The organism is Microbulbifer sp. NBRC 101763, assembly GCF_040371615.1.
GTDB classification, from domain to species: domain Bacteria; phylum Pseudomonadota; class Gammaproteobacteria; order Pseudomonadales; family Cellvibrionaceae; genus Microbulbifer; species Microbulbifer variabilis.
The window spans coordinates 310,802-332,785 of record NZ_BAABQV010000006.1; the positions used below are offsets into that span (position 1 = coordinate 310,802).

The window sequence follows — 21,984 nt, forward strand, 5'->3', positions numbered from 1 at the left end:
ACTGAAACTAAATCTCATGCTATGAATGGCCTGCATTCGCAGGCCATTCTTATTTATCTTTTAATATTTCCATTGCAGTGTTATGACCAGGTACTCCAGTAACCCCACTTCCCGGGTGGCTTGGGCTGCTTCGACCAGCCGTGTTTTATCGCGTCTACACAGGCCTGTTCCAAGTAGTTCATTGTAGGATCAATGACTATTCTAGGTTGATGGTGTGGCTGTAGGTGAGTTCCGTGCTTGCAAGTGAAGCCTGGTAGTTCATACAGCGTCACATTCATATGGAAGGTCCCGGAGCCTACCCTGAAACCGCGCACACGGCGGCGAAACTCAGTCTCCTGATGTTGTTCGCGAATCATCTGGGAATAGAGCAGTTTAGAGTCAACATTGGTAACTACTATAATGGCTGTAAAGGTTTCCCGACTACTTAGCCGCACTCCGGTAGCGCGACCACCATCAATCAACACCTTCTTAACTTCAGCTTTTATGCGAATGGTGACTGCGAGATACTCAGCCTCTTTACACATGGCCTGGGCGATAGCACCTATATCACCCATATCACCCATGGTATGACCCCAAGCGCCTTTCTCACCATTGACCTTACCAAATACATGGTGCAATAACTCATAATCAGAGCTGCAACGATGTTGGATACCCACCAATTGGAGAGTACTGAGGTGGGAGTCAAATGCTTACACCAATTAATTGGTTGTCAGAGGTTCTGCGTAGAAACAGGCGGTATGCAACTCACGATAGCCGCTCATCGGACAGTTGATAGGAATTTAGGCAAAGAGCCACACAAGCAAGATAGTAGTCCTTGATGAATTGGCTGAGTTTAGCGGTGGGAAAAAGAAAGCGCTGGCAATCCTTAACCCATGCATCCTTGGTTTATTCGGTTACAGTTGCCAGCTCCTCCAGTCTACAGGCTTTAAATAGCGGCTCAGCTGAAAAGGTAAGCCTTTGGGCATCCCGGCGCTCCTCGCCTACCAGAGGTGGGTTGCTCGGTTGAGATTGCAGCGTGAATACGTTTCTGGATCGAGTGGTAATTGGGACTGCAATATCGAGAGTAAAGATCTCGGCCATTCTTTGCATTCTATCTTCTACTCGCTGACGCTGGTGCTCACAGTTCTTCCCGGATTTGGCCTTCCTACCGCAGAGGAATGCCCTTCGCACACAGCGGGAGATATAGTGATATAAGGTATTGTATTCCAGGTTTGGTTTTGCAGTTCATTTAATAGCCGTATATGATTCGCGCCCGCTTATAGTAAAGAATCGCACAGTGGCTAAAAGGCCTCGATTTATACAGCTCAAGTACTATCGCACCAAGTATGCAGGCTGAGTGATTGAAAAGGATTGTGATATGGGATCGCGAACAACGGCATTTAATTTAAAGCTTGTACTGGCAGGTCTCACTGCGGTCTTATTAGGTTGCGGAGGAGGGGGAGGAGGCAGTGACTCTTCACCTGAACCCGAGCCACCAGCCCCCCCACCCGTGACGTATTCACTTTCAGGGGCAGCCGTAAAGGGACCCCTAAGTTTTGCCAATTATAGGATTCATGAAGTTTCTTTTGAGGCGGCGGACTTAAAGGGGGATATTGTAGCGAGAGGTGAAACCACAGAGTTAGGTAAATTCACTGAGGGAGGCTTAGATCTTCCGGGTAATGGTTACTATCTAATTGAATTTTTGGCTGGTGATGCCACGGTAGACCTAACGACTGGAATGGCCCCAATCCTTCCTAGCCTGTCGACAATTGTTGAATCTGAAGCTCTCGAGAAATCTAAAGATATCTTCGCAACACCGCTAACAACCATCGTAGTTGATCTGATCCGGCGTGGAAATATCGAAGATAAGCAGGGATTGACCGATGCTTTGATATCTCAATCTCTGATTGTTAAAAGTCAGTTAGGCTTTGACCTGCTAGATAAGGTAGACCTTTTTCATACGCCACCAGTGGCTTTTGGGAATGAGGCCGATCTTGATGATATTTTGAGCTACCGTACCGCTTCTGAAGCTACCGCGTCTCTTGTGTGGGCTCTTAAAAACGAGACAGATATAAGCACTTCAACAGTACTGGAGTTGTTAGTTTCAGATCTAACAGATGGGGCGTTAGATGGCCTTGCCGAAGGTCTTGATACAAATACCACGCAGGCAATACAAGATAATTACGACTTTTTGTCCAGGCTGAACGTTGGTGAGCTATCTGTGCCCAACACCTTTGACCCCGAGTCTTCAGACGCTGAGACTCCTCTCAAAATTGGTGGCTTAGTTAAGCTCCTTATTCATGAAACACGCCAATATGACAGTTCAAGAGAGATCTCAGCCTGGGGAGATAAACCAAAATACTCCATTATCAAAGCTATCGGAGCCGACTTAGATGGGGATGGTACCCCCAATGACGTTGACAATGATATCGACAATGATGGCGTAGAAAACGAGAACGACGCATTCCCTTGGGATGAAACAGAGTCATCAGATCTGGATGGTGACGGAGTTGGCGATAATGCTGACCATTACGATCTTGATGCGTTGTGCTCCCGGATAAATGAAGGTGATGGGGAGAGCTGTTTCGCTACTCTGACCGATACACTAGCTTTGGATGAAGTATTTTCTGATGCGAATGGTGTTATATATCTCAGCTTCTCTGAAAATGGGGTTTACAATTTTTACCAGTGGAGTTCAGAGACCCAAAACTTCACTGGAAAACTTGATCTAGTAGTTGATGATCAAAGTCCCCAGGTCGTACGTTACCATGATGAGCACAAGAGAGTATATCTTGCTTATAGTGACGGCTGGATCCGATATTTTTCAATTGATACACCTGAAAAGATAGTTGACCTCATTCAAATGCCTGTTGGTGCAACTGGACTGGCTGAGGCGGGTAATTATTTATTGCTTCAAGATAATCAGGGAGCTTGGTACTCACACCATGTCTTGTCTAAGGATGGAGATTTATTAGATAGCAAGGATTGGAATAGGTATTCTCATTATTACGCTTGGAACGACGTAAATAGCCGAATTTATCATTTTAGAGATGGCACATCCCCTAATGATATACATTTTGAGGAAATCTCTCAGTCGAGCGGCGCTATAGGTGTCCAAGGGGAATCTCCCTACCATAGTGATTACACTATCAGAGGCCCCATTCTGATTGTGAACGGTGGTAATGGAGTACTGCTTGGTAGTGGTGATTATTACGAAGCCAGTGACTTGAGTTTTATTGGTTCTCCAGTAACTAGTTTTGATTATGGATTTTCCGATAGTAGTGTGATTGTAACCCTATCAGCGTCTGTTACTAATAATAGAAGCTCTTTAGTTGCTTACAATAATGATTTTGAGGCGTTTTTTTCTGCTACCTATACAGGGCTTCCTGAGGGCTTAGTGCAGTTAGATGAAGTGGCCTTAGTCATTACTTATACTGAAAGTCATGGCCGAAAGTATCAGCTCGTTGAGCTGTTGGATGATATAGATGGCGATGGAGTTCCGAATAGAGAGGATGCATTTCCAAACGATAGGGCTGCATCAGTAGATTCTGACCTCGATGGTGCGCCCGACTCATGGAATGATGGGTATGATCCGTCTGTGGGAGAATCTAGTTTAAGCCTCGATTTATTTCCTCTGGATTCAGCCTGCTACCTTGCAGAGCATGGCATAAATGGTATTTGTGATATTCAAGGGCAAGTGCAGGTCAAAAATGTAGATGATGTTGCTCGAAGAGGAGACGTGCTTTATTTACTGGATGACAATTCCAGCTCAATCTGGAAGTGGGATACGGTAGCTGGTAAATATTTAAATCCTTTACATTTGGGGCACTTTGAGAGCAACGGTAAGGCGCTGTCTATTAATGTCGACAATTCATCTTCGATATTGGTTGGTTTTGAGAATGGTAAACTTCTTGAGTTTAGTGAAACTTTACCTATAAAAAACCAGGAAGTGGCCTCGTTTGAGGGTAATCTGGAAGCATTAATAAGTGCTGGTGATTTCTATGTGGCAGTTGCTGGAGGTGGTTCAGGTAGCGCTTATTTGAATTATCACTTGCTTAATAAAAGCTTTGTGATTAGGGATAGTTACAATTGGGTAAGCAGCTCACAGGAGCTGTTTTACGTGGAGGAAACCGGCCGGTTTTATCATTATTCTTCTTATGGAGATTTAAATAGCTTTAATATTGATAGTGATAGAAAGGAGTTTTCCGGGTATCAATATTATTACTTCGGAGAGTCTTTAGGTGCATGGCTGTCGCAATCACCGGATGGTAAATTGTTTGTGACTGGAGAGGGGAATGTTATCCAGGGGTACCCCGCTAACCCCCTCGTTAGCGCACTTGATTTGAGCTCTTTATCTGAGGATGTGGGTGCGGAGATACAGCTACTGGATTTCACCTGGAGCGAGAGTGTTGCTGTTGGCCTGGTTAAGGTAGATAGGGAATATCTTTTAGCAATTTTCAGTCATGATCTTAGAGAAATTCTATTTAAACAATATCTCGATATCGATACCTATATAGACCTTATTGCTGATGAAACTGGTGTAATACTAATTCATCAATCAATTGGCAATGAGCTGAATATAGTAAATTATCGGTATGAATCTGATGCCGATAACGATGGCTTGCCAATGTGGTGGGAGTTGGCCCATGGTTTGGATGACACTGACAAACTAGATGCCTTGAAGGATTCGGATGCTGATGGCCTAAATAATCTTGAGGAGTTCTTAGCCGGCAGTTCGCCTTTGATGGCAGATACGGATCAGGATGGGTTGTCAGACTTTGACGAGGTTATCACTTACTTTACCAATCCATCTAACAGTGATACAGATGAAGATGGTATGCCGGATGGCTGGGAAGTACTATTTGGACTGAATCCGTTGGATGCTTCCGATGCCGATAGTGATTTGGATAATGATACGTTTTCTAATCTAATCGAGTACCTTTTGGGCTCTGACCCAACTGAGGAGTTATCTTTACCCTCTCCAATCGATGAATTCTATTTTTCTTTTGAAAATCAAGAATTGCCGGGGGGCTGGGTCTCACAAGGTAGCCCACAATTTGTCACTCAATCAGCTAGTGATGGGGTTGTTAGCTTATTTACCGAAGGTAGTTGGGGTATTTCTACAACCAATTACTTTTCCCCTGTAGAGTTTTCTCTACAAGCACGATCTACCTGCTATTCCATCTATGATGCTGAATTGGTTATTGAGCTAAATGGTGAGAAATTATTAGGTGTGTCTGTCTCCCAAACATCATGGGAAAAGATATCTGTTCCCATTGCTGAGGGTTATCATACATTAGATGTGAGGATTGAATCCTCAGCTAACGATTGTGGCATTTTGATTGATGAACTGAAGGGGGTTTCTCTTCCTACAATTTTTGAAGTGGGAGCCTCTGGAATTTCTATTTTTGAAAATAAGCTTTACTTACTTGATGTCGATGGTCGTGAAATAAAAAGTTTCGACATCCCTAATCCGAGTGGAAGTGATTTCACATATGCACGAGATGCGGTGATTTTGGATGATGGAAGAGTAGCGATTTTCAATGGGACATTTGAGCCTTATTTAAGTGTGTATTCACTAGAGTCAAATCTTTGGGAGCATTATCCAGCGCCTGGTTGGAGTATTATTAATAATTTGAGTTATGGCGGCATAGATGCTGTTGGTGAACAAGTTTTCGTTACCAACCAGTCAACTAGTGGCAGTCCTAGTCAAGGATATGTGAAGTTTGACTTAGCAAATGGTTCTGTGAACTATGTAGATGCAGACTCATTTATAGATCTGACAGTTGGCGCAGATGGCTATCTCTACGCATTAAGTGGCAGTCAGGTTTCTCAATTTAGTCCGGAGTCAGGAATTCTGCTCTCCAACATATCTATTGAAACTTCCCGGGCAATTGCGGTAGATGAGGCTGGTAATATTTTTTCAGCTACCTGGAATGGTGAGATACATCAGTTTACGGCTGGTGGGGTTTTGCAAAAAACATTATTCGTTGGCCAGAGCTTTAATGATCTAAATCTCCGTAGTAATGGGGAGTTAGTCGCTGCTACAGCATGGGACGGACTATATCGTGTCACGGCAGACTTAAGTAGTTTTTCCAAGCTAGATGCGCGGGGTAAATTTGTAGATCTGACGCCAGATTTCGACTCTGACAGTGATGGACTTCCTGATTGGTGGGAGTATGGCTTTGGATTAGATCCGAAGAATGTTGCTGATGCGGGCTCCGATTTGGATGGGGATGGCTTATCTGCGTTGCTGGAGTACTCCTTTGGTACTCATGCGGACAACCCTGATACTGATAATGACGGCGTTAACGATGGCGATGAACTGTTGATTTATGGTTCTAATCCTTTTGTTACGGATACAGATGCTGATGGTTTGTCTGATGGAGCGGAGGTGGAATTAGGTACAAGTTTATTGGCGCAAGATAGTGACAACGATGGGCTTACTGATTTTACAGAGGTGAAGGAACTCGGCTCAAACCCATTACTTGAAGACTCGGATAGTGATGGTATGGGAGATATGTACGAGTTCGAGTATGGTTTGGATTTGTTGGCAGATGATAGCGATGGTGATATTGATGCTGATGGCCTGACCAATCTGCAAGAATATGCCTTGGGGTCTTCCCCAATAGATGTAGACACAGATGGTGATTTCCTTTCGGATTTTGAAGAGTCGAATACCTATGGTACATCTCCAATTATTGCTGATACTGATGGCGACCACATGAGGGATGGATGGGAAGTGCTTTATGCGCTAGACCCCATCGATGCTGACGATGCAGCAAATGATGAAGATTTTGATTCTTTTACAAATGTTGAAGAGTTCTTCTCAGACACCTCACCTATTGATAGCAATAGTTACCCCTTACCTGTGGTATGGGCGACATATCAAGGCGGAGCAACGCATACTGGTTATACACCGCTACAGCTAGATGTAGATAATTTCTCTCACCATTGGTCCGTGACATTACCTAATATGACAAAGTTACACCCGGTAGTGGTGGCTGATGGTAATGTCTTCGCATCTAATGAATCCTATTATGCAGAGCAGAGAATTGTTGCTCTGGATGCAAGCAACGGCAATTTGGTGTGGGAGCGTGCTTATGACGGTATATCTTCTATAAATCCCCCAGCTTATGACAGTGGAAAAGTCATTTTTCAAACTGGTGGTCATGAGGATTCCTTTATACGAGGGCTTGACATAGATGATGGCTCACTATTGTTTGCTACTAAATATGAAAATCAGTGGTCAACTTATATGTCTCCAACTGTATATGATGGAGGGATTTATACTGCGGGGGGGTATTACGGAGGACTTTACTCATTTGATCTGAGTGATGGGTCGGAGTCTTGGTTCGCATCTACAGCGCAGTATGAAGAATTTACGCCAGCTGTAGATGAAGAGTATGTATATGCATTTATTACTGATCTACAAGTTTTTCACCGTGATTCTGGTGAATTGGCCTATAACATTGAATATCCTAATTTTGACTGGATAGGATACGATGTAAATTTGGCCACAGTTTTGACTAGGTATAATAATGTTGTGGCAATTCAATCGGGCTCTTTAGTTGTATTTGATCTCAATAAACGCAACATTTTGTGGGAGAAAACTTCTGCTGGATTTTCAGGGCAGCCAGCTTCTAGTGGTGGAATTATTTACGCCTTGCAGTCTGGCATTTTGAAAGCTATTGATGAAGAAGATGGGAGCGAAGTGTGGGCCTGGGAGGCGCCAACGTTGTTAACTTCAAATATTGTGGTAACCCGAACGCATATTTTTGTTGGAGATTCATCGCATACTTATGCCATTAATATAGGTACTCAGGAGCTGGATTGGAGTTTTGAATCTTCCGGGCACTTAAGTCTTGGTGACGACGGAACCCTGTATATCGCTGGCTCTGAGTTGACTGCTATTTCGCTACAGTAACTGAACTTTTAATTTGACTGGGTTTTGTTTACTGGGACGACTGTTGGTATGGTGGGGTAACTCACCATACCAACAGTATTTGTTAGCTTGACGCAACCTAAGTCTTATAAGGCTGCTGTGTAGTGGTCCAGATAGGATTAAGATCTACATAGATCATACAGGCTGTCAGCGCTCTCCCATTATGGTCCCTGCACTTGTCAGCAAGTGCAGGGACTTATTCAAATAACGTATATACCAGCTGATTTCTTGAGTGGTAAACCTTGGCCTGAACACTCTATGAATAACGGCCGTACTGGGGTCATAGGGTCAGTTCGAGCGAGTCTTATCTATCTTTCAGAATCTCCAGTGCAGCATTATGCCCAGGTACTCCAGTAACCCCACCTCCCGGGTGCGTACCGGAGCCACAGAGATATAAACCTTGAATCGGCGTACGGTAATCTGCAAAGCCCATAAAGGGGCGGTTGCTCCAAAGCTGGTCCAGCCCCAAGGCACCATGGAAGATATCGCCTCCCATCAAGCCAAACTTGCGCTCTAAATCCAGAGGTGAGTGAATTTGCCGGGCGATGATGGAGTCACGGAAATTGGGAGCATAGTTAGTGACGGTATCGACAATGGTTTGTGCCGCTTGCTCGCGGTAGTCGTCCCAGCTATTGCCGTCCGACAGTTCTGGAGCAAATTGCTGGCAGAATAGGCTGGCGACATGTTGGCCCTCAGGGGCTAAGGAGGGGTCGATGGTAGAGGGGATCAATATCTCTACAATGGGCTGCTTCGACCAGCCATGTTGTGTCGCATCCACATAGGCCTGTTCCAAGTAGTTCATTGTAGGGCCAATGACTATTCCAGATTGATGGTGTGGCTGTAAGTGAGTTCCGGGCCTGCAAGTGAAATCTGGTAGTTCAGACAGCGCCACATTCATACGGAAGGTTCCGGACCCTACCTTGAAGCCGCGCACACGGCGACGAAACTCCGGCTCTAGGTGTTGTTCGTCAATCATCTGGGAGTAGAGTAGTTTAGGGCCAACATTGGCAATTACTTTGGCGGCGGTTACGGTCTCTCCATTGCTTAGCTGCACCCCGCTAGCGCGACCACCATCAACCAGGACTTCTTTAACTTCGGCGTCTGTGCGAATAGTGACCCCCAGGCGCTCAGCCTCTTTACGCATGGCTTGTGTGATAGCACCCATGCCGCCCATGGCATGACCCCAAGCGCCTTTCTCACCATTAACCTCGCCAAACACATGGTGCAGTAACACGTAAGCGGAGCCGGGAGTACTGGGAGCGGCATAGTTACCGACAATAGAATCGAAGGCAAATGCTGCTTTGACATGGTCATTTTCAAACCAGGCATCCAGCACGCTGGTAGCGCTCTTGGTAAACAGGTCGAGTGCATCCCGGCGAGCTGCCATACTGAGCTTTTTCGCTCTCATGCCAAAGCTACCAGCGCGAATCAAATCTACAAACCCGCCACCCACGTTGGGGGGAGAGCGTAGCAATTCTTCACGTAAAATATCCGCTACGGTTTCCAGCATGGCATAAAAGTCGGGTAGAGTGGCTGCATCCCTTTCTGAGAAGCGGGCGACCTCTGTCTGTGTATCTGCCAGATTATTATGGAAGGAGAGACTCTCACTATCTGTAAGTGGGAAAAAGTTTGACTGTGGCCGTAACTTGATGTCCAGGCCATGCTCACGCAAGTGAAGGTCTTCGATGATTTTCGGGTTGAGCAGGCTCACGGTGTAGCTCGCTACCGAGTTTCTGAATCCTGGGTGGAACTCTTCAGTAACTGCAGCCCCGCCAACAATAGTCCGGCGCTCAAGAATTGTTACTTTTTTTCCCGCTTTGGCTAAATAGCAGGCGCAGACAAGGCCGTTATGGCCACCGCCAACAATCAAAAAATCCTTCATTATTATTCTCTGAGTCGTTAAAGGGTTTATTGATTGTCGTCAAAAAACGCTCAAAAATAAAGAGCCCCAAACTTGGTTGGTATCGCAAAGTTAATCGACTGTTAAGTGGCTCATTGCTTTAATGAATTGATAGTAAGGTAGCGGCACATATGCTCTAAGTTCTTTTGAGTGGGCCCCAAAAGACCAGTGCTCGCAAATATTTTGGCCAAGATTGTAGAATTTTCGGGAAGAAATCCTACTAAACTCAGTGAATATAAATAGTCTTGAGGTAAGGGCCAGGCAACCTTGCTATTGACATACCAGCATTTCTTACTTTTTATTGTCTTTTTTTATCGAATCAATAGTATAAATTACCATGCCAGTAGGCATTTCAGAGAACCAGTTCGCAATCTTATATGATGCAGATTTGTATAAATTTTCAGATTTCTTCCATCCATTTTTCCGACAATAATACAAAGCAATAATTTCCCTTCAATATCAATTTTTGATCCATGCCCGGAAATAATGTACTCGGGTTTTTGGTTGTTAAGCTTAATGTGATAATCAGCGTCAGCTGCTCTGATCGTAATATCCAAAAAATCTGAATTACTTTGAGATTTCTTAGTGATAATAGATGCCGAAGTGTTATCAATGTATAGGTGGACTTGTGCAGATTCACTTGACTCCTTAAAATCAAAATTGGATCTATTTATTAATTGAAGTATATCTTCGCTGAAAAAAGCAGAGTTGGCGATTGCGCGCTCAGTAACAGATTTCAGTGAGTTAAAGTTAGAATCTTTTATTTTATTGTTCAGTATTTCGCTAGAGGCTGTGTTACTTATGAAGTAGATACAGAGTGCTGATAATAAAATCAGTATTTTCATCGGCCCCCTCTATCTTAATTTAAGAAGCATTTTTGTAGATTGAGTAAGAGAATTAGCGCATGTACAAAATTATTATATTAGATTGACGGCTAACAATTAAGTTCTACCAATCTGGGGAAATCTTAGATTCATTCGCTAAACTTTGAGAAGGCCGTTTAAGATAGGAAGCGTATTTAGGAAGGATAGAAGCTTATTGGAGCGAGTGTTAAGGCGCCAGATTATCAATTTTATGTAGGTTGGTAATAGCTACTAGATCATATTAGCTGAAAGATAAGTCCATAGGTCAAGTGATTTGCAGGACAGGATGTTACCCCACTTCTCTGGCGCAGATAGATATCTCCCCATATTACAATACGCTTTAATTAGTCTACTCAGGTTTTCTTATTTCATGATTTAGCCTAGCGATATCAGATGACAAAAGTGGGTAGTCTAACGAAAAGTAACAAAAGTAGGGGAAAGTACTTTAATGAGTAATCAAAAGAAGAGGCGCCTCCTCGTTATTGGTGCTACTGGGAAAGTAGGTGCGGAAGTCGTTTATTCTTTAGTCAAGTACCCGGATATCCAAACAGTTGCTGCTATCCGGCGGGATGATCAGGCGCAGTCGATGCTTGATATTGGCGCGGAGCCAATTCAGCTTGATCTTGATGATATGACTACAGTCGAGAAGTCAGTAGTTGGTGTCGACGGAATTCTCTTGATGACCGGTTACACCGTAGATATGTTGAAGCACTCGAAACGTGTTATTGATGCTGCAAGGCGCTCAAAAGTTGATCATATTGTCCATATCGGCGCTTCTGGTGCTGATACCGCTGAGGTTTCCCATTGGGGGTGGCACCAGATGATAGAAGCTTATATTGAGCAGCAAGGGTTTAGGTATACCCATCTACGTCCCGAGGGCTTTATGCAAAACCTGATTAGTTTTGGGTGGCTGCAAAATGGCAGTTTAACCAACCTAATCGGTGATGCTCGCTGGAGTTGGGTTGATGCTCGTGACGTAGCAGCAATCGCGGCTGCAGCCCTTAAAAGCCCTGATAGATTTAGCGGTCAAGTCTGGCGTCTCGGTTATGATGCTGCGAGTATGGCTGAGGTTGCCGAGATGATGAGTGACTTGGTAGGGCAGTCAATAGCGTTAAGCCCACTTGACCCCCAGATCTTTTATGAGGAGGCTGTAGCTGCTGGCGCTGATCCTGTCTATATGGCCTGTATTAGGGATCAGTTCCGTTTAAATGCAGCTGGCGCAATACCTAATGCAGATCGGACTTTTGATGAGGCCGCATTCAAGGCAGCTGTTGGTAGGTTGCCTGCTACATGGAATGATTTTATTCGACGAAATGCAGAGGCCTTAAAGGTTGCCGCAATTTCATAAGGGTAGATAGTGATTCCTGACAGATAGTTTTATAGAGTTACTGGTTCTTGGTAGCAGTTATCTGAAATAGCTTTGTGATTATCAAGAGTTCGAGACAACTGTTATTTCGACTGTAGACATGTGAGAGGCTAAGAACTGGTAATGAGAGAACAAATTCTAACTTCTACGATTACCTGCCCTGAGTGTGGGTATAAACAGGTAGAAAGTATGCCAGTTAATGCTTGTCAATGGTTCTATGAGTGCGGGCAGTGTGGGAAATTATTAAGCCCCAAGCAAGGTGACTGCTGTGTATTTTGCTCCTATGGGTCAGTTCCATGCCCTCCGATTCAAAAAGGCAGTGAATCTTGTTGCTCCTTTTAGAGGATAAGAGATGGAGTGAAAAGGTTTAGCTACTCAGATCTTTGCTTAAGCTGTTTGACAGCTTGGTCTATTTGAGTTTTTGTTTGCTTCAAGTAATCTCTCGGCATGGATTTTTAGAGAATCTATAGACTCATAATCAAAGATACCAACTGTTGGGTTAATAACCTTAACGTTCAAATAATCGTACTCAACCTTTCCAGGGCAGATAATAGTTTGGCAATCTTTAGTGTGTATAGTTGCTGGTTATCCATCGATCTTTGCACATCCGTGATAATGTCATGAAACCAGCGTAGCTGCCCCCAATTTTTTACCTCTTCATAACTAGTGTTTACTCTGCTGAGAGGAGCAGAGCCTGCGCCAAAATCAGCACATAATAATTTTTATCCGGAAATTCTTCGATGATATCCAGTAATATTATGCGGTGGGATCATTGGCCGATACTCCTGCATCGGCAAAGTATCAGTGGCTAAAATCTCTATTTATGATCATAAAGTCAACTGGGGAAAAACATTTCAGCACTAGAAGCTGCGATTACTAATTGGTAGGGACTGTTCGAAGGCAGGTTGGTGATTTCTTCACCACCAACTCCTCCTTCATCCAGGATTAGGATATTGATAGTTTCCTTTTTCTTTAGGCGACCCTCACTGATAATTATTTCTTCTGTAGCGGGGGGTTCTGTTGAATTTTATCTTTTCAGTAAAATGATGATTGTAAATATAGGCGGTGATGCCGAAAACAAAGATTAGTAGGAAAAATATAATTGTTGATCGCCAAGTTTTCATTGTGCCACCTGATTGGTTCAAACTCATTGTAGTGGTGTTCGATTAGAGAAGTAATATTGCTTTGTGACTTTTAGATGTATGTTTCATCTACAAGCTTATCCTTCATTAGTTATAAATATTAAAGAGCTCTTTGAGCACCACTAGATGCGGTGTTTTGTATATGAAATTTCAGAGGTATTTCTTTTTACTCTTCTAGCGTGGTGACTGATACTTCAGATGGGTGGCTTCTTATTAAATAAACCAAAAAAGTGAGCTGGTAATTGTGGGGCACTCTGAATACCGTGAACGTGTAGTCACAGAGAGTGTAAAAGGTGTACTTACCTGAGTATTTTGCACCCTTGGTTAGCACTTTTTGGGATGGTGAGCTAAATAATGTGCAGCAATTGCAGAAATCGATTATCTATCACCAATAGGCCGCACTATGAACAACCATATTTTCCTGAAAATATTTTTATTAGCATCTCTTTTATTTGTTAGCCAGGTTCAAGCCGGCTCTAGTAGAAAAGTAGATGGCGACGATCAGTTAGTTGACGCATTTGACGCTGCTTGGGTAAGAATTATTAATAGCGGTAAATATCGAAAAATAATCCAAGACTTTGCTGAGCCGATTCCAGGAGTAATTGATGCAACAGATTACATTGTAAATCAAGCTGACTGCCTTCCAAACCCAGAGATCACTCCCTTTCCCGCCAAGCCCAGGGGACGATTTGCCAAGATATTGTCTTCAGGTCAAATACGCCGTGGGTATATAGCTGGAATGCCCTGGTTTATTAGTTCTGGAGCTAGTACTTCTGATTGGTTTGATAATGGTATGTATGGCTCAAGCATACTTGACGATATTTTTGTAGAAATACTCAGAGAAATTGCCAAGCATTACAGTGTGGAGCAGATAGAGGTAAATTCTATTGAAATTCCATTTCCTTTCAATACAACTTCTGCCTTACAGGATGGGATCTTTGGTACAAACCTTAGCCCGTTTAGTGAAGTCTACGAGATGTTCGAATTCGTTAATAACCCAGGTATCATCGTTGATATTATAGGTCAGTTTAATGCAAAAGGTGGTGAGTCTGAAAATCTGCGCAGGCTGAAGGGGCGTCGGTCAACATGCACCATTATTAGTTCTGGCCAGTTTATTCATATACCTGTTGGCTCTCCCTATGTAGTTAGTTCCATTGACGATTTGCAGTCTAATCCAAGTATAAGAATTTGTACTGGAAACCTTTCAACTCAAACAGCAAATCAGTATTTTCCAGAGAATGTGGTTGTCACTAAACGACAGCTTGATATAAAGGAATGTTATGAAGCAATCAGGGATGGAGAGGCTGATGTGTTCTTTAATTCACTTCCGAAAAACCCCTCCCCTGAGGCGGTTGGTGTAGTTGGTGCACCAATTTTTCAAGCCACTATTGATACCAAAATTGTTGCAGGAACACCTTACTGGGTTAAGGGAAATTCTGTTATATGCAAGCCAGTCTTTGTTCCTGGTCCCTTTAACTTTGGAACCTTTCGGGAGTGTGTGAAGAAAAAATATAATATTTCAGACTCATAGATCTTAAAAAGTTTTTATATATGGGGACGCGCTATAGATGTTGCTTACTTTGAGGATTAATTTTGATTAAGCTGTGATGGCAATAGGCGCGAGAAGCTATTCCCTCTGAAGCTCTACCGTTTAACTAATTGTGTATGGAACGTGTTAGCTGAAAGGTAGGGATAAGGTTTAACCTTGAGTGAATTTAGATGATATATACGCCCTTAAAATGCTTTTGATGACGGATAAAGACCTGGTTATTTTTGCTGGTACTGAAAAGGTTAGTCTGTGCATTTGTCATTGCATAGTGAAACTGTAAACTGTTCTTATTCCATTATTTTACACAAATCAGCGATATGCATCATACCAAGCGTGGCAAGAAAAAAGTTTCGCTTTTTAGCGCAACATTACTCAGTGCCACCTGTATGATAGGATCAGGGTGGTTGTTTAGTGCTCAATTAACGGCGAAATATGCAGGTAATTGGGCTTTTGCGGCATGGATACTTGCTGCTCTGTTGGTCTTGATGGTAGGGCTTTGCCTTGCTCGTATTGTGGCGACTTACCCAGTGCGTGGAGCCTTGGCCCAAGCTAGTGCCCTTTCGCACAATAGCATCTTTGGTATGCCTTTTGCTTTTGCGAACTGGTTTGGTATCTTGATGGTTGTGGCTACAGAAGCACAGGCTACAACACAGTATCTATCATCTGCTATCGGTTCTGCGATACTAATACAAAATCATACTCTTACTATATGGGGGAAGGTACTTGCACTCAGTATTTTAGCTGTTTATCTGTTAATTAACTTTTACGGTATTCGTTGGCTTACTAAAATTAATAATGTAGTCACTGTACTGAAGATTTTTACTCCATTATTTGCGCTTACTGTGCTTCTCATTGTGGTTTTTACCAGTAATCAAACCAGTTCAAATTTCTCCCTTTCTTACAATCAGCAGTTTGATTTTCGTAGTGCATTTTCTGCCATCATTGGTGCTGGACTTATTTATTCATACAATGGGTTTCAAATTAGTGTTGCTTTTGCCAGTGAAATTAGGAAGCCAAGACGTAATATTCCACTGGCTATAACATTGTCAGTAGTGATTATCACCCTGGTTTATCTTGCGTTACAATTTGCTTTTATGGAGGCGATTCCGCGTGACCTGCTGGTTGAGACTGGTGGTTGGCGGGGATTGAACTTTACCTCTCCACTTCTAGATCTTGCTACCCTTCTTGGTCTGCATTTTCTAGCGTTAGTGTTACTCGCTGACAGCGTAACTAGCCCCTCTGCCTCTGGGTACACTTATCTTGGTGCATCATCAAGAATTTTATTCGCGATGGCTACAGTTGGGCAAATGCCTCGTTGGCTCGCGGTGTTAGATCCAATACATAATATTTCCAGACGGTCCATGCTAGTCAATTGGGTATTAGCAGCTGTTGTTCTAGCTAATGCGGATAGCTGGGCAGCACTTATGGTGGTTGTAACTGGGTATCATGTCGTTGGCTATATGGCTGCGCCTATCAGCATGGGAGCACTAGAACCTGAAATGCGGTGGTTTGGACTTATAGTTTTTGTTCTACTCAGCCTGATAATGTTGACCATGAAGTCTTCATCGCTGCTTCTGGTTTGCGCTTCTCTAACTATTTTGATATCTATTTATGCATCATTACATATTACGGGTACGGGTGTACGGAAGTTAGCGCTTTTCACGTTACCATTCTTAGCCTATTTATGGACTCTATATTTTGTATCAAGTATTTGGCTGGTACTGATGGTATCAGGAGTTTTTTATTTAGTAATATCATCTCGCTCTTATGTCGAACTCTGTAAGGGTTACGGTAGGGGAGAGGGGGGATAAGAGTAGAGTTAGGCCGGATCTGAAATACAACACCCTTAAGGCTAAATATGATCCTCTAAGCCGAGTGAGTTAGACCTGGCAGGTAAGTGGCGCCACCAGTCAGGTCTAACCCTAATGATCAAAACATAGAATTCACCATCTCTTTACTTTTTGACTTACCTGACCCGTGATTACGATCGTCCCAGGTAACTCTTCCGGTCGCGAGATCCAGCTTCACACCTTGGTGTCCAACATAGGTATCACCTTGGCGTAGGGACATTTCGGTAAAGACTCCCTGACTATTAAAATTAAATTTTTCCAGGTTAGAGATATTAAAATTAACATCAAACATTCGATTAAAATCCAGTACTCCACGTACCACATCAATCAGGGCTTGAGTATGTCTTAGGCTGGATCCGTTCCCACTCATTGTCTGGTGCGAAGAGTTGCCATTTAGAGATACGCCGCCAAACACCCATCCTCTCCACTTTCTTCCCGGTGCAATAGGGCACACCGCTGCCATTATCTCAAAGGTATCATCCCTTACCTGTGGAGCTTGCATTGAACCAGAGAAGTGAGCGACTACCCCAATCTTTCTGGGAGCGCCACTATAAAGTACCAGTCCTACACAGGAGCCATAACCGTCAGATCTTAATTCTCCTGCATTGGTGCCGGTTACCCAAGTACACTCCGGCCTGAAACGATAAGCCGCATAGCCATCTCCCAATCGAACTGCCATAGCATAGACTCCTTATTGGAAATTTATTCAATATATGACCATTCAGTCTGTACCAATATAACGATAAATTACGTGAGAGCCTTGATCAATATCAGCAGATTACACCTTTGAAGAATGACTATTTGCTGGATAGTTAATGTCCAACCCCTAGTGCGGGAGCCTTTGGTGTTGGTCGCAGAGTTTTATAGGTTAAAGTTTGCTTAACGGGATAACTGAACGGTAATCAAAGTCTGCTGGCAAGCCCTTGCGCCGGGAAATAGATCTTGAAGTAGGGAGCTAGGTATTGTTATGTCTCCCCACCAAGATGCTTGAGAACGTGGCAAATTTCTTCTTTATTATCGTTAATAAGTCTTTCTGATAATATTTTCAACTTGTCAATTGATTTGTAATCGAATGGATCTACAAAGGGGTCAATAATTTCAACATTCAAATAGTTGAATTCTATTTGGCCTTCAGGAGCAAGTGATTTTGCTATGTCAAGTGTGTATATTTGTTGGTCATCCATTGATCTCTGTACATTGGATATGGCATCCTGCATCCAATTCAATCTTCCCCAATTTTTGAGTTCTCGGTAATTTTTCTCCATAGTTTCTAGTGGAGAAGTACCTGCGCCTAAAACAAGTACATAGTATTTTTTTCCAGGGAACTCTTTGATGATTTCACGCAGAATAATGCTTGCAGGGTTGTTTGCTGATATTCCTGCATCTGAATAATAACGATGTTTAACATCATCATTGTGGCTCATAAAGTCTACGGGCGGAAAAAGGGTCTCTGCGGCGGCGGCAGCTGTTACCAGTTGGTAAAGAGTGTCTGTCGGCAATTCGCTACTATCTTCGCCACGGTTCTTAAATAGATGTAGCTTACCGGTATGGATATCGAGTGATGGAATAATGACGTAATTATTTAGTTCTCTAAAATTCAGTTCGCTACTATAGTGCTTTTGCATGACTTCATGTAGTCGATCTCCCAGAAATCTAGGAGATAAAAAGCCATTTACTGTTAAGATTTTGTGATACCATGGCGAAGAGAACAAATATTCGCTTTCGCTTTTATAGATATCAATAATTTTTTCACTTTTCGAATGAAGCTCTGCTTTCTCATCCTTGAACATGTAGTCTTTCTGATGAGGCATATTTAACCCGGTTGCGATGATGGCACCGGTTGATACCCCACTAAACACATCAAAAATTTCACTGGTAGGCTTACCTAATTTGTCCTCAATATATTGAAGGACATAAAGAGGGATAAGACCGCGAATACCACCACCATCGATGATAAGGATTTTGATAGTATCTTTGTCTTCAAGCCCCTTGTTGCTGACTATTGGTTCATCAGAAACAGGAGTCGCATTAAACTTGATGCTTTCAGCAAGTTGATTGTTGTAGAAATAAACAGTCCCAATGAAAGCAAAAGCTAACAAAGTAATAGTAAGTAGTAAGTATCTGGTTCTCATGCCAAATTCAACCTGTATCCTCTTTATTAAGAAGAGTACTAAGTGGCGTATTAGTTTTGCATTAAAAATACCTTTTGGTGACTGTGAATATATAAATATTTTTTACATTTTATATATCGATTACCAGGCAGTCGTAAAGATATTTAATTGGGGAGGGCTTGTGGCTGTTTCGCTGGGAAATTATTTGTTTTTTTTATGGTGGGGAAGATTTATATTTTATCCTTTTTCTTGTTGCTTCTCGTGTTTCTATCTCTCGAGGTGATTTTTGGCTTATATTTTATCTGAATGTATTGGAGCTAAAGGGCTATTGAATTATTCGTTTTAGCCTCACTGTCTGAGGTCTTATATTAATAAGTGGTCTCAAATATAATCGCTTTAGTTCTATAGCTGGCATGTGAAATATTAATGTATATTTAGGGCAAAAATAGTATTTTGCCCTAAATAACTTCCACTCAGTTGCAGCTATGCCCATCTACATCTGCACCGTCTTCAACCCTATTGCAGTTAGGGCATTGGAATCCTCCGCCCGGTTGATTCTTGTAATTAATGTAGCTCCATCCAGTGGGAGGGTTGTCAGGTGTGTACTTGGCTTCTACTGGAGCAGGGTTTGGATTTTGGGGGTCTAAAGTCCCGTCTTTAGTGCTAAGTTCAACTTCCATATTGATTACCCATTTATATATTTAAAAGTACTGATCGATGATGCTGACCAGGCAGATTCAACAAAAGATACTGGTTACTTTTTAGTAAGCGAGTCAATTCTATATGTCCACGTTGTTGCTGTTCTACTTCTGGTTATCACATCTTCTTACATGGTGGAACTTTGGTGCACAATTAGTTAGTTTCTGGCTCAGTTTGTCTGGTAAGTTACGTATTGTCGTTATTTTACGTTTGTATTTTTCAGTGGCTTATGAGTGTGGGTGTAGGACGGTTTCAAGAAATAGCCGGGGGCACTTTGTAATGATTTTTCTGCCAATAGATTGAAAAGGTGCTTTCCTTGATTAATTTAAAGCAACAAGAGTTTATAGCCTTAGCTATTCTCCTGAGCGGGATTAAAGTATCTGTTTAGGGTGAAATCGTGCAGTGCGTGGTGTTCGAATAGATTGGTTGTGTGCCAGATGATTAATCTAAGTTGTTAGATTATTTTTGGTGTGTGTGATTTTACGCCATTTTTTATGAGGTGTGCGTGAAGTAGGAACCTTGGAGATTTTTTAAGGGGAAGAATTACAGGAGAATATCGTGAATTTTAAACCATATAAAGAAATTGAAGAAAACCGATTTCGAGAGGATTTTGGTTTCTATTTTGAAGACTTCGAAGTTGGACTGGTGATAGAGCATCGTCCTGGTAGAACCTTGACACGAACTGACAATGTCTGGATGACACTACTTACTATGAATACTGCTCAGTTGCACTTTGATGCGCACTATGCTGAGCGTACAGAGTGGAAATTGCCACTGGTAGATAGTACTTTAACCTTGGCAATCATAACTGGCATGACTGTTAATACGATTAGTAAAAAGGTTGTGGCCAATTTGGAATGGGATAAAGTAAAGTTGTTAAAACCAGTCTTTGAAGGGGATACTATTTATGCTGAAAGTGAAATTATCTCTAAGCGTGAATCGAAGTCGCGGCCCGCTCAAGGTATAGTTACCGTTGAGACTAGAGGTATCAAGCAGAATGGTGATATATTTATGACGTTCTTAAGAACTGTGCTGGTTTACAGAAGAGGGCACACACCGGATTATGCTATTCTTTAGCAGCCTTTGATTGTAAGGTTGTATAAAATATTGTTACATAAAAAATGTGATTTTACTGCAGTTAGCGCCGGTGAACTGAAGTGCCTACTTAAGGTGGGCCTATATGAGCACCCTGACACTAAATACTTAATTATCTATTTTTGACAGTTTTAAGTTTAGTCATTGAGTGATCAATACCCACGGGAAAAATAGGATAGCAAGTTTGAAATACTGCCTAATATAAGCACAATCTGGCTCCACAGGAGTATCTTGCAGCGAGATCGTGAGTTTCTGAAGGGCTTCCCAATTTGAAAAAAAACAACAACTATAAGCCCCATGATAATTGGCGCTAAGCCTCCCCCTATGCCAGCGGCAATGTTTCCTGTGCGCAAGAATTGGCCGAGAAAGGCTGCGGTAAAGGCGAGTGCTATAGAAAGTAATAGAAATAGAACTAGAGTAGCCCCGGCCTTGTTGGTTTTAGTACCATCAAGAGTATCACTATTTGATATTGATGCTGAGGAAGCATTTTTATTCATAGAATTTTATCCATTTGTTTGTTTCTAATTGGTACGGCGCATATTTAATAGGGTTCCTGGAAAAATTTCCTAGTAACAACTCACTTAGGGTATCATGCTTGCAAGTCGTTTCTAATACGTCTTATTACATCGAGCCTATCTTGTTTTATGTAGTCTGATATTGCAGGATGAATCAGCGCGAACTTAGAAGTCTGTTGTTTGCGCAGGGTTTTATTGAGGTTTAATAAATAGAGGTTTGTAAAACGATAATTGAGTGCTAACTATCTAGGGGGAATTTTACCTTGTGGAGGTTAGTAATCGTAATTGTCGTATCCAGATCGATATTTTGAATCAAACTTATCATAATAGAAATCTACCCTGTTGCCTTCACGGCAGATAACATCGCAGTGGCTTTGATTTTCAACACAGATATTTTGTGGTCTTTCATTATCACGAATGCACTTGCGGTAGATATCTCTACAGGTATGCTGACAGCGACTGACGATCTCACGTTCGTAAAGAGTTTCGCCCCGGGTGACTTGAGGTGCCAGTGTAATAGCGAACCCTGTAAGTAGAATCGGAAGCACTCTCTTCATAACTGTGTTAGCCCCTGCTATGTCCACTCTGGGTGGACTAACACGCTAAAGATAATGTTTATCTGACCAGGGGACAAAAAACTCTAAGATTATTTTGTGATTAGCACGTATTTTGTATGCCTGTTTCTATGAGTATCCTGGTAAACATATTACATAACGTGATTGTTCTGTTAGGAGACTGGCTATTCACTTATCCCTATGTCGGCTTAGTATCGTTGAAGAGTATCCCTGCCTGCTGTTTAAAACACTATTGAAGGAAATACAGTTTCAGCACTAGCTGCAGCTGTTGCCAGTTGATAGAGGCTGTTTGAGGAAAGATTGGTAATTTTACCTTGGTCACTCTCTGGGGTGAGCGAGCCTCAAAGAGTTTTGCATTTCGCTGGCTGAGTTTCCCTTACTATGGGAAAAAGGTG

Annotated in this window: 15 protein-coding genes; 6 read left to right on the plus strand and 9 right to left on the minus strand. The window is 42.5% G+C overall.

All coding sequences use genetic code 11. The features are described 5' to 3' along the window. Window positions 1-80: 80 nt before the first annotated feature. Both ABWV76_RS16670 and ABWV76_RS16675 read right to left on the minus strand, forming a co-directional pair. Entirely contained in the window at window positions 81-656 is a 576-nt protein-coding gene (locus tag ABWV76_RS16670; RefSeq protein WP_353376658.1) for a phytoene desaturase family protein, read from the minus strand. 229 nt (window positions 657-885) lie between these two features. Next, complete coding sequence (locus ABWV76_RS16675) at window positions 886-1,089, minus strand: hypothetical protein (RefSeq protein WP_353376659.1); 204 nt, start codon at window positions 1,087-1,089, stop codon at window positions 886-888. Between the two features lie 247 nt (window positions 1,090-1,336). Here ABWV76_RS16675 and ABWV76_RS16680 point away from each other — a divergent pair, with 247 nt between their 5' ends. Next, window positions 1,337-7,906, plus strand: coding sequence for an outer membrane protein assembly factor BamB family protein (locus tag ABWV76_RS16680; protein WP_353376660.1), 6,570 nt, complete (start codon window positions 1,337-1,339; stop codon window positions 7,904-7,906). 322 nt (window positions 7,907-8,228) lie between these two features. Here ABWV76_RS16680 and ABWV76_RS16685 read toward each other — a convergent pair whose 3' ends face one another. Both ABWV76_RS16685 and ABWV76_RS16690 read right to left on the minus strand, forming a co-directional pair. Then, a complete protein-coding gene (locus tag ABWV76_RS16685; protein ID WP_353376661.1) occupies window positions 8,229-9,806 on the minus strand; it encodes a phytoene desaturase family protein in 1,578 nt (525 codons plus the stop codon). A gap of 350 nt (window positions 9,807-10,156) precedes the next feature. Continuing rightward, window positions 10,157-10,669, minus strand: coding sequence for a hypothetical protein (locus tag ABWV76_RS16690; RefSeq protein ID WP_353376662.1), 513 nt, complete (start codon window positions 10,667-10,669; stop codon window positions 10,157-10,159). Between the two features lie 466 nt (window positions 10,670-11,135). Between ABWV76_RS16690 and ABWV76_RS16695 the strand changes: the two genes are divergently transcribed. The 4 genes from ABWV76_RS16695 to ABWV76_RS16710 all read left to right on the plus strand — a co-directional run bounded on the left by ABWV76_RS16695 (window position 11,136) and on the right by ABWV76_RS16710 (window position 16,555). Beyond that, entirely contained in the window at window positions 11,136-12,035 is a 900-nt protein-coding gene (locus tag ABWV76_RS16695) for an NmrA family NAD(P)-binding protein (RefSeq protein ID WP_020413285.1), read from the plus strand. Window positions 12,036-12,176: 141 nt separating this feature from the next. Then, the gene (locus tag ABWV76_RS16700) at window positions 12,177-12,395 is read left to right on the plus strand and encodes a GDCCVxC domain-containing (seleno)protein (RefSeq protein ID WP_083922721.1); all 219 of its coding nucleotides are present in this window, start codon (window positions 12,177-12,179) and stop codon (window positions 12,393-12,395) included. 1,203 nt (window positions 12,396-13,598) lie between these two features. Continuing rightward, entirely contained in the window at window positions 13,599-14,726 is a 1,128-nt protein-coding gene (locus ABWV76_RS16705) for a hypothetical protein (RefSeq protein ID WP_020413284.1), read from the plus strand. A 335-nt stretch (window positions 14,727-15,061) separates the two neighbouring features. Then, window positions 15,062-16,555, plus strand: coding sequence for an APC family permease (locus tag ABWV76_RS16710; protein ID WP_353376665.1), 1,494 nt, complete (start codon window positions 15,062-15,064; stop codon window positions 16,553-16,555). A 118-nt stretch (window positions 16,556-16,673) separates the two neighbouring features. On the opposite strand, the gene ABWV76_RS16715 is transcribed toward ABWV76_RS16710, so the two are convergent. The 3 genes from ABWV76_RS16715 to ABWV76_RS16725 all read right to left on the minus strand — a co-directional run bounded on the left by ABWV76_RS16715 (window position 16,674) and on the right by ABWV76_RS16725 (window position 19,385). Continuing rightward, the gene (locus ABWV76_RS16715; RefSeq protein WP_353376667.1) at window positions 16,674-17,273 is read right to left on the minus strand and encodes a hypothetical protein; all 600 of its coding nucleotides are present in this window, start codon (window positions 17,271-17,273) and stop codon (window positions 16,674-16,676) included. A gap of 286 nt (window positions 17,274-17,559) precedes the next feature. After that, complete coding sequence (locus ABWV76_RS16720; RefSeq protein WP_353376668.1) at window positions 17,560-18,726, minus strand: patatin-like phospholipase family protein; 1,167 nt, start codon at window positions 18,724-18,726, stop codon at window positions 17,560-17,562. 452 nt (window positions 18,727-19,178) lie between these two features. After that, a complete protein-coding gene (locus ABWV76_RS16725) occupies window positions 19,179-19,385 on the minus strand; it encodes a hypothetical protein (RefSeq protein WP_282953049.1) in 207 nt (68 codons plus the stop codon). 577 nt (window positions 19,386-19,962) lie between these two features. Between ABWV76_RS16725 and ABWV76_RS16730 the strand changes: the two genes are divergently transcribed. Beyond that, window positions 19,963-20,481 carry a MaoC/PaaZ C-terminal domain-containing protein gene (locus ABWV76_RS16730; protein ID WP_020413279.1) on the plus strand — a complete coding sequence of 173 codons (519 nt, stop codon included), beginning with the start codon at window positions 19,963-19,965 and terminating at the stop codon, window positions 20,479-20,481. 170 nt (window positions 20,482-20,651) lie between these two features. On the opposite strand, the gene ABWV76_RS16735 is transcribed toward ABWV76_RS16730, so the two are convergent. After that, window positions 20,652-20,996, minus strand: coding sequence for a hypothetical protein (locus ABWV76_RS16735; RefSeq protein WP_020413278.1), 345 nt, complete (start codon window positions 20,994-20,996; stop codon window positions 20,652-20,654). Window positions 20,997-21,286: 290 nt separating this feature from the next. After that, the gene (locus tag ABWV76_RS16740; RefSeq protein WP_157533484.1) at window positions 21,287-21,571 is read right to left on the minus strand and encodes a hypothetical protein; all 285 of its coding nucleotides are present in this window, start codon (window positions 21,569-21,571) and stop codon (window positions 21,287-21,289) included. Window positions 21,572-21,984: the final 413 nt, after the last annotated feature.